Here is a 9,317-nt window from a genome sequence, read left to right as displayed (position 1 = left end):
GTCTTGCCGTGGTCAACGTGGCCGATCGTGCCGATGTTGACGTGAGGTTTACTACGCTCAAACTTTTCCTTTGCCATGATGGCCTCCTTTGTCTTTGAGGGGGGCCCGGTCGTCCGGACCCCCGAATTCGCTTAGGCGTACTTCGCCTGAATTTCGTCGCTGATGTTCTGCGGCACCGGATCGTAATGCGAGAACTGCATGGTGAACTGGGCACGGCCCGACGACATCGAACGCAGGGTGTTGATGTAGCCGAACATGTTGGCCAGCGGCACGTTCGCATCGATGGCGATGGCGTTGCCGCGGTTTTCCTGGCCCGACACCTGGCCCCGACGCGAGGTCAGGTCGCCGATGATACCGCCGGTGTATTCTTCCGGGGTGATCACTTCGACCTTCATGATCGGTTCCAGCAGTTTCGCGCCGGCCTTCTTCAGGCCTTCGCGCATCCCCGCACGGGCGGCGATTTCAAAGGCCAGGACCGACGAGTCGACGTCGTGGTAGGCACCGTCGATCAGGGCAACCTTGAAGTCGATCACGGGGAAGCCGGCCAGCGGGCCGCTGTCCATGACGGACTGGATGCCTTTTTCAACACCGGGGATGTATTCCTTCGGAACGGAACCACCAACGATCTTGGATTCGAAGGAATAGCCTTCGCCCGCCTCGGTCGGGGTGATGACCATCTTGACGCGCGCGAACTGCCCCGAACCACCCGACTGTTTCTTGTGGGTGTAATCGACTTCGGCTTCGTGGCTGATGGTTTCACGGTATGCCACCTGCGGCGCACCGATGTTCGCTTCAACCTTGAATTCACGCTTCAGACGATCGACCAGGATGTCCAGGTGAAGTTCGCCCATACCCTTCATGATGGTCTGACCCGATTCCAGGTCGGTTTCCACGCGGAAGGACGGGTCTTCGGCGGCCAGACGGGCCAGACCCTGGGACATCTTTTCCTGGTCACCCTTGGTCTTGGGCTCGACCGCGATCTCGATCACCGGATCGGGGAAGGTCATGGTTTCCAGAACCACCGGCGCCTTGGCGTCGCACAGGGTGTCACCGGTGGTGGTGTCCTTCAGACCCGCCAGCGCGATGATGTCGCCTGCGAAGGCTTCCTCGATTTCCTCGCGGTTGTTCGAGTGCATCATCATCATACGACCAACGCGTTCTTTCTTGCCTTTGGTCGAGTTCAGGATGCTGTCGCCCTTGTTCAGAACGCCCGAATAGATCCGGGTGAAGGTCAGCGAGCCGACGAAGGGGTCGTTCATGATCTTGAACGCCAGGCCTGCGAAGGGCATGTCGTCGTCCGCGCGGCGGGCGATGTTACGCTCTTCGGTTTCGTCATCGGGGGAAAAGCCCATGTAATCGACAACGTCCAGCGGGCTGGGCAGATAGTCGATCACGGCGTTCAGCAGCGGCTGGACACCTTTGTTCTTGAACGCGGAACCGCCCAGAACCGGCACGAAGTTCAGTGCCAGGGTGCCCTTGCGCAGCAGGCTGCGCAGCGTGGCGACATCGGGTTCTTCACCTTCGAGATAGGCTTCCATCGCGTCGTCGTCTTCTTCGACGGCGGCTTCGACCATCTTGCCGCGCCATTCGTCGGCCATGTCCTTCAGGCTGTCGCGGATCGGAGCCTTGATCCACGATGCGCCAAGGTCTTCGCCCTGCCACAGCCATTCTTCCATGGTGACCAGGTCGATCAGGCCTTCCAGTTCGTTTTCGGCGCCGATCGGAATACCGACGGGAACGGCGCGCGCGCCGGTGCGGTCTTCGATCATGCGAACGCAGTTGAAGAAGTCCGCGCCGATCTTGTCCATCTTGTTGACGAAGACGATCCGCGGAACCTTGTAGCGGTCAGCCTGACGCCAAACGGTTTCGGTCTGCGGCTCGACACCGGCGTTGGCGTCGAGAACGGCAACCGCACCGTCGAGAACCGCCAGCGAACGTTCGACTTCGATGGTGAAGTCCACGTGGCCGGGGGTGTCGATGATGTTCATCCGGTGCTTGGGGGTTTCTGCGGTTTCACCGTCTTCGGTGCGTTCCCAGAAAGTGGTGGTCGCAGCCGAGGTGATGGTGATGCCGCGTTCCTGTTCCTGCTCCATCCAGTCCATGGTGGCCGCACCATCGTGCACCTCACCGATGTTGTGGGATTTGCCGGTGTAGAAAAGGATACGTTCCGAGCAGGTGGTTTTCCCTGCGTCGATGTGCGCCATGATACCGAAGTTACGGTACAGTTCGAGCGGATATTCGCGTGCCATTGGTTTCGTACCTTCGTGGAATTACCAGCGATAATGGCTGAACGCTTTGTTCGCGTCGGCCATCTTGTGGGTGTCTTCGCGCTTTTTCACGGCGGAACCGCGGGACTGTACAGCGTCCAGCAATTCACCGGCAAGGCGTTCTTCCATGGTGTTTTCGTTGCGGGCGCGCGAAGCGGAGATCAGCCAGCGGATGGCCAGGGCTTCACGGCGTTCGGGGCGCACTTCGACCGGCACCTGATAGGTGGCACCACCAACACGGCGCGAACGGACTTCGACGGCCGGCTTGATGTTGTCCAGGGCTTCGTGGAACACCTCGACGGGGGCGCGCTTGATCTTGGTCTCAATGCGCTCCAGCGCATTGTAGACGATCTTCTCGGCGACCGATTTCTTACCGTCGATCATCAGGTTGTTCATGAATTTGGTCAGTACGCGATCGCCATACTTGGCGTCGGGCAGGACTTCGCGCTTCTCAGCAGCGTGACGACGAGACATTCTGAGATCTCCTTACTTCGGACGCTTGGCGCCGTATTTCGAACGACGTTGCTTACGGTCTTTGACGCCCTGGGTATCCAGAACACCACGCAGGATGTGGTAACGGACACCCGGAAGGTCTTTCACACGGCCGCCACGGATCAGGACAACCGAGTGTTCCTGAAGGTTGTGGCTTTCACCGGGGATGTACGAGATCACTTCGAAGCCGTTGGTCAGGCGGACCTTGGCAACCTTACGCATAGCCGAGTTCGGCTTCTTCGGCGTCGTGGTGTACACACGGGTGCAAACGCCACGCTTCTGCGGGCACTGCTCAAGGTGCATGGATTTCGAACGTTTTACTTTGGGCTGCCGCGGTTTGCGGATCAGCTGCTGAATCGTTGGCATTGGGTCGCTTTCCCCGTTTCCTAACACATCTGCCAATGACCGGAGCCACTGACGGTTTCAATTCCATGCATCACGCGCGTCCGCATAACGCAAAAACCGCAATCGTTCCCATTCCGAGGCGAACGACGCGGTGAGTTCCCAGAGGACCGAAGCTTCAAAGTAGCTTGGATCTTGGCCACTGCAATTTTGATATCGGCGTCAGGGGCGTCCCTCTTTGCCGGATGGTGGGCGTATAGGGGGAGTCGCCGGGCTTGTCAACAAGGGCGGTCCGGCCCGCGCCATTCGGCGGTCTGTCGGTCATGCGGCATGTGCGAAATCAACCCCAACTCCTTGGGCTGCGCCGGAAGCGGAAAGACAGGACCAGCGGCACTGGAAGAAGGGTTGCACCTCGATCGCCAGGCCCTTCTCATCGGTTGCGTTTGGCTCTACGGGCGATCTGACCTTCGCGATACAGCATGAAAATGCCACTACCGACGACAATCGCAGCGCCCAGCAGGGTCAGCGGCGCCGGCCAGTCATCGAACACGAACCATCCAAGCACTAGCGCCCAGATCAGCCCGGTGTAGCGGAACGGTGCGATGAAACTGATTTCGCCCACCCGCATGACCTGTACCGAAAACAGGTACCCCCCGATGATCGATACCGAGGCCGCGACCATGAACCCCCATGCACGCGGCCCCATCGGCACCCAGTCCTGCCCCAGGCTCGCAAGGCCGAACACCACCATGACCGAAACCGAGGTGGTCCAGGACACGAAGATCGAATGGGTCTGATCCGACAGCTTGCGCGTCACCAGATCGCGCAGCGTGACAAAGGCAACCGCGATCAGGCCATAGATCGAATAGAAATTGAAATCCTCGGCCCCCGGCCGCACGATCAGCATCACGCCCGCCAGCCCGATCAGGATCGCGCTCAGCCGACGCCACCCCAGGGCTTCGCCGAAAAACAGCGCCGCGCACAGCGACACGGTCAGCGGCAGCGACTGCAGGATCGCGGTCACGTTGGCGATCGGCATGTGGAACAGCGCGGTGAGGAAAAAATAGGCCGCCCCGATTTCGGCGATGGCCCGCAAGACAATCAATCCCTTGTCGCGCCGCGGCATGCGCAGATGCAGCGCCCTGCTGCGATAGGCCCAGACACCGGTCAGAACCGATGTCAGCACACCGCGAACAAACAGCAACTGGAACAATGGAACCGCCCCCGCCAGGGCTTTCATGAAGGTGTCGTTCACCGTGAAGGCCGCCATCGAGGCCATCATCAGAAGCGCACCGCGCATATTGTCGGACAGGGGCATCTTCGGTCACATGGGAAATAGGGTGTCGGGAAATCGTTTGGCGCAATTTCTGCGCATTTCCCATCCCGGGTCCAGATAAAAGGCCCACCTTACCGTTGGGTCAATTGCTGTTCCAGCAACTCGATCATCATCGGCACCTGCGACGGGGACAGGCGCGCATGGGTCATCAGGAACGAAACAACCGCCCGCTCCGAATAGCGCCCGTATAACCCGTCTTCTTTCAGGACCAGCTTTGATCGCGCCAACTCGGCCGCGCTATCATGACAGAAGGAACACCTTTCCTGAAACAGGCGGCCGGCTTCGCGGATCGCTTCGCAATGATCGCTGGGGACACCGGAATGCATGTCCGCCATCCCCCCATGACCGTCCTGCATGGGCATGCCCATGGTCTTGCCGTCGTCGCTATCGCCATTCGAGCCCGTCAGTTCAGGCATACAGTCCTGCGCCGCGGCCGCCACGGCGACCACAAGGAACAGGCAAGCGGCAAGGCAGGTTGCGACTGATTTCATCGGTCCGCTCCATTCTCAGGGCCTTGGACTGACGGCATATGTTCAGGATACGCGCAAAATCATCTTTCGTCGGCAATAAAAAAGGCCCCCGCAGTGCGGAGGCCTTTTCCGTTTCTTTTTTCAGCCGCTTACTCGTCGCGGCTTTCCGGCGTTTGCACCAGGTTGTCGAACTCGTCGCCGCCAACCACGTCGTCAATCGGGGCGGCCAGAGCTGCGGCTGCCTCGGCCTCCTCGCGGCGGGCCTCCAGCACGATGTTGTCGCGCTGGCGGGCGATCTTGCGCACGCGGCCCGTTGCACCACCGGTACCGGCCGGGATCAGTCGGCCGACAAGGATGTTTTCCTTCAGCCCGATCAGGCGGTCGCGCTTGCCCTGAACCGAAGCTTCGGTCAGCACGCGGGTGGTTTCCTGGAACGATGCAGCCGACATGAAGGACCGGGTTTGCAGCGACGCCTTGGTGATCCCGAGCAGGATCGGCGCGCCCGAGGCCGGACGGCCGCCGCGGGCGATCGCCTTTTCGTTGGCTTCGTCCAGTTCGGCCTTCTCGACATGTTCACCCTTCAGCAGGGTGGTGTCGCCGCTGTCGCTGATTTCCCACTTCTTCAGCATCTGGCGCACGATCACTTCGATGTGCTTGTCGTTGATCTTCACGCCCTGCAGACGATAGACCTCCTGCACCTCGTTGATCATGTAATCGGCCAGAGCGCCGACGCCCATGATGGCAAGGATATCATGCGGCGCGGGGTTGCCGTCCATGATGTAGTCGCCCTTCTGCACGAAGTCGCCTTCCTGCACCGGGATGTGCTTGCCCTTGGGCACCATGTATTCGACCGGTTCGCGGCTTTCGTCCGCCGGTTCGATCGAGATGCGGCGCTTGTTCTTGTAGTCGCGGCCGAAACGCACGTAACCATCGATTTCGGCGATGATCGCGTGATCCTTCGGACGGCGCGCTTCGAACAGTTCCGCAACCCGCGGCAGACCACCGGTAATGTCCTTGGTCTTGGCGCCTTCACGCGGGATACGCGCGACGACGTCACCGGCCTGAACCGTCTGACCGTCTTCGATCGACAGGACGGCGTCCACCGACATCGGATAGGTCACCGGGTTGCCCGCGTCGTTGCGGACCGGTTCGCCATCGCCATCGACCAGGATGATTTCCGGCTTCAGCTCGTTGCCCTTGGGCGCGGCACGCCAGTCGATCACGATCTTCTGGGTCATGCCGGTGGCTTCATCGGTTTCATCGCGAACGGCGATGCCACTGACAAGGTCCACGAACTTCGCGGAACCGGACTTCTCGGCGATGATCGGCAGGGTGTAGGGGTCCCATTCGAACAGCTTGTCGCCGCGTTCCACTTTCTGGCCTTCGGTGACGAACAGCTTCGTACCATAGCCCAGCTTGTGGCTGGAACGCTCTTCGCCGGCATCGTCCATGATCCGCAGCTTCATGTTCCGGCCGATGGTCAGAACTTCGCCGTTGGAGTTGGTGATCAGCTGCGCGTTCTCGAATTCGACCTTGCCGGACTGGCTGGCCTCGAGGAACGACTGCTGGCCACCCTGCGCAACGCCGCCGATGTGGAAGGTTCGCATCGTCAGCTGGGTGCCGGGTTCACCGATCGACTGCGCCGCGATGATGCCGACGGCTTCGCCGGTGTTCACCTTGGTGCCGCGTGCCAGGTCACGACCATAGCAGTTGGCGCAGACGCCGTCCTCGGCTTCACAGGTCAGCGGGCTGCGGATCTGCATCGTCTGCACACCTGCCTGTTCAATCGCATCGGCGGTCCGTTCGTCGATCAGGGTTCCTTTCGGGAACAGAACCTCATCGGAGCCCGGGGCACACACGTCCTCGGCGGTAACACGGCCCAGGATGCGTTCGGCCAGCGATGCGACGACTTCACCATCGTTCACCGCCGCTTCGACGGAGATCGAGTTCTCGGTGCCGCAATCGTTTTCGCGCACGATGCAATCCTGCGCCACGTCCACCAGACGACGGGTCAGATAACCCGAGTTCGCCGTCTTCAGAGCGGTGTCCGACAGACCTTTTCGCGCGCCGTGGGTCGAGTTGAAGTACTCGAGCACGGTCAGGCCTTCTTTAAAGTTCGAGATGATCGGCGTTTCGATGATGTCGCCGTTCGGCTTCGCCATCAGGCCGCGCATCCCGCCCAGCTGCTTCATCTGAGTGACCGAGCCCCGTGCACCGGAGTGCGCCATCATGTAAACGCTGTTCGGTTCCTGCTCGGCGCCGTTTTCGTCCGTCTGAACGGCCGAAATCGTGCCCATCATCGCATCGGTGACCTTGTCGTTACACTTCGACCAGGCATCGACAACCTTGTTGTACTTTTCGCCCTGAGTGATCAGGCCGTCCATGTACTGCTGTTCGAAGTCTTTCACCTGTTCGCGGGTTTCGTCCACGATGGTCCACTTGTTGTCGGGGATCACCATGTCGTCCTTGCCGAAGGAAATCCCGGCCTTGAACGCTTCCTTGAAGCCCATCGACATGATCTGGTCACAGAAGATGACCGATTCCTTCTGACCGCAATAGCGGTAGACGGTGTCGATGACCTGCTGCACTTCTTTCTTCCGCAGCAGGCGGTTCACCAGGTCGAACGGCGCCTTGGCGTTCTGCGGCAGCAGCGCGCCCAGACGAACACGGCCCGGCGTGGTTTCATAGCGCTTCACGACTTCCAGACCGTTTTCATCGATCTGCGGAATCCGCGCGGTGATCTTGGCGTGCAGGTGCACGGCACCGGTGTCCAGCGCGTACTGAACTTCGTCGATCGACGAGAAGACCATACCTTCGCCCGGCATCCCATCGCGGGCGATGGTGGTGTAGTAGAGGCCAAGGATCATATCCTGCGACGGAACGATGATCGGTGCGCCGTTTGCGGGCGACAGAACGTTGTTCGTCGACATCATCAGCACGCGCGCTTCCAGCTGCGCTTCCAGGCTCAGCGGCACGTGGACCGCCATCTGGTCGCCGTCGAAGTCGGCGTTGAACGCCGAACAGACCAGCGGGTGCAGCTGGATCGCCTTGCCTTCGATCAGCGTGGGTTCGAACGCCTGGATGCCAAGACGGTGCAGCGTCGGCGCACGGTTCAGCAGAACCGGGTGTTCGCGGATCACTTCATCCAGGATATCCCAGACCTCGGGACGTTCCTTTTCCACCAGTTTCTTGGCTTGCTTGACGGTCGAAGACAGACCGCGCGCTTCCAGCCGCGAATAGATGAACGGCTTGAACAGCTCGAGCGCCATCTTCTTGGGCAGACCGCACTGGTGCAGCTTCAGTTCCGGGCCGGTCACGATGACCGAACGGCCCGAGAAGTCGACCCGCTTACCCAGAAGGTTCTGACGGAAGCGGCCCTGCTTGCCCTTGAGCATGTCCGACAGCGATTTCAGCGGGCGCTTGTTGGCGCCGGTGATCACGCGGCCGCGGCGGCCGTTGTCGAACAGCGCGTCGACCGATTCCTGCAGCATCCGCTTTTCGTTGCGAACGATGATATCGGGCGCGCGCAGTTCGATCAGGCGCTTCAGACGGTTGTTCCGGTTGATCACCCGGCGATACAGGTCGTTCAGGTCCGACGTCGCGAAGCGGCCGCCGTCCAGCGGCACCAGCGGGCGCAGTTCCGGCGGAATGACCGGGATCACGGTCATGATCATCCATTCCGGGCGGTTGCCGGATTCCAGGAAGCTTTCGACCACTTTCAGGCGCTTGATTATCTTCTTGGGCTTCAGTTCGCCGGTGGCTTCGGCCAGGTCGGCGCGCAGCTGTTCGGCTTCTGCTTCCAGGTCGATCGCGGCCAGCATTTCGCGGATCGCTTCAGCGCCGATATTGGCGGTGAAGGCATCCATGCCATAGGCGTCCTGGGCGTCCATGAATTCTTCTTCGGTCATCATCTGGCCGTATTGCAGGTCGGTCAGACCGGGCTCGATGACGACGTAGTTTTCGAAATATAGGACCCGTTCCAGATCGCGCAGCGTCATGTCCAGCATCAGGCCGATGCGGGACGGCAGCGATTTCAGGAACCAGATATGGGCGACCGGTGCGGCCAGTTCGATATGGCCCATGCGTTCGCGGCGGACCTTTTGCAGCGTGACTTCGACGCCGCATTTTTCGCAGACGACGCCGCGATATTTCATCCGCTTATATTTGCCGCACAGACATTCGTAATCCTTGATCGGGCCAAAGATCCGGGCGCAGAACAGGCCGTCGCGCTCGGGCTTGAAGGTCCGGTAGTTGATCGTCTCGGGCTTTTTGATCTCGCCATAGGACCACGACAGGATCCGCTCGGGCGATGCCAGTGAAACGCGGATTTCGTCGAAGACCTTGGGCGGGGTCAGCGGGTTGAACGGGTTGTTGGTGAGTTCCTGGTTCATTTTGATACCTCAAATCTTG

General features: G+C 60.4%; 6 protein-coding genes and 1 pseudogene. All 7 read right to left on the bottom strand.

The features are described 5' to 3' along the window. Positions 1 to 77, bottom strand: a pseudogene (locus IT775_RS21690) (GTP-binding protein); the annotation flags it as partial. Between the two features lie 54 nt (positions 78 to 131). Continuing rightward, complete coding sequence (gene fusA, locus IT775_RS13955) at positions 132 to 2,249, bottom strand: elongation factor G (protein ID WP_212701731.1); 2,118 nt, start codon at positions 2,247 to 2,249, stop codon at positions 132 to 134. A gap of 21 nt (positions 2,250 to 2,270) precedes the next feature. Further along, positions 2,271 to 2,741 carry a 30S ribosomal protein S7 gene (gene rpsG / locus IT775_RS13950; RefSeq protein ID WP_212701730.1) on the bottom strand — a complete coding sequence of 157 codons (471 nt, stop codon included), beginning with the start codon at positions 2,739 to 2,741 and terminating at the stop codon, positions 2,271 to 2,273. 12 nt (positions 2,742 to 2,753) lie between these two features. Then, positions 2,754 to 3,125, bottom strand: a complete 372-nt coding sequence (gene rpsL / locus IT775_RS13945; RefSeq protein WP_005621086.1) for a 30S ribosomal protein S12 — start codon at positions 3,123 to 3,125, stop codon at positions 2,754 to 2,756. A 406-nt stretch (positions 3,126 to 3,531) separates the two neighbouring features. Beyond that, positions 3,532 to 4,419 carry a DMT family transporter gene (locus IT775_RS13940; RefSeq protein ID WP_212701729.1) on the bottom strand — a complete coding sequence of 296 codons (888 nt, stop codon included), beginning with the start codon at positions 4,417 to 4,419 and terminating at the stop codon, positions 3,532 to 3,534. Positions 4,420 to 4,508: 89 nt separating this feature from the next. Continuing rightward, positions 4,509 to 4,928 (bottom strand): hypothetical protein, encoded by a 420-nt coding sequence (locus tag IT775_RS13935; protein ID WP_212701728.1) that lies wholly within the window; start codon positions 4,926 to 4,928, stop codon positions 4,509 to 4,511. A 128-nt stretch (positions 4,929 to 5,056) separates the two neighbouring features. Continuing rightward, positions 5,057 to 9,298, bottom strand: a complete 4,242-nt coding sequence (gene rpoC / locus IT775_RS13930) for a DNA-directed RNA polymerase subunit beta' (RefSeq protein WP_212701727.1) — start codon at positions 9,296 to 9,298, stop codon at positions 5,057 to 5,059. Positions 9,299 to 9,317: the final 19 nt, after the last annotated feature.

The sequence above is a fragment of the Thalassovita aquimarina genome, assembly GCF_018219815.1.
Lineage (GTDB): Bacteria > Pseudomonadota > Alphaproteobacteria > Rhodobacterales > Rhodobacteraceae > Thalassobius > Thalassobius aquimarinus.
The sequence above is the reverse complement of the archived record's forward strand: the minus strand, read 5'-3'. Positions and strand labels throughout refer to the sequence as shown.

Bases quoted from the DNA above. Each gene is read 5' to 3' on its own strand.
- rpsL (WP_005621086.1), bottom strand. From the start codon at position 3,125: ATGCCAACGATTCAGCAGCTGATCCGCAAACCGCGGCAGCCCAAAGTA.
- IT775_RS13935 (WP_212701728.1), bottom strand. From the start codon at position 4,928: ATGAAATCAGTCGCAACCTGCCTTGCCGCTTGCCTGTTCCTTGTGGTC.
- rpoC (WP_212701727.1), bottom strand. From the start codon at position 9,298: ATGAACCAGGAACTCACCAACAACCCGTTCAACCCGCTGACCCCGCCC.
- IT775_RS13940 (WP_212701729.1), bottom strand. From the start codon at position 4,419: ATGCCCCTGTCCGACAATATGCGCGGTGCGCTTCTGATGATGGCCTCG.
- fusA (WP_212701731.1), bottom strand. From the start codon at position 2,249: ATGGCACGCGAATATCCGCTCGAACTGTACCGTAACTTCGGTATCATG.
- rpsG (WP_212701730.1), bottom strand. From the start codon at position 2,741: ATGTCTCGTCGTCACGCTGCTGAGAAGCGCGAAGTCCTGCCCGACGCC.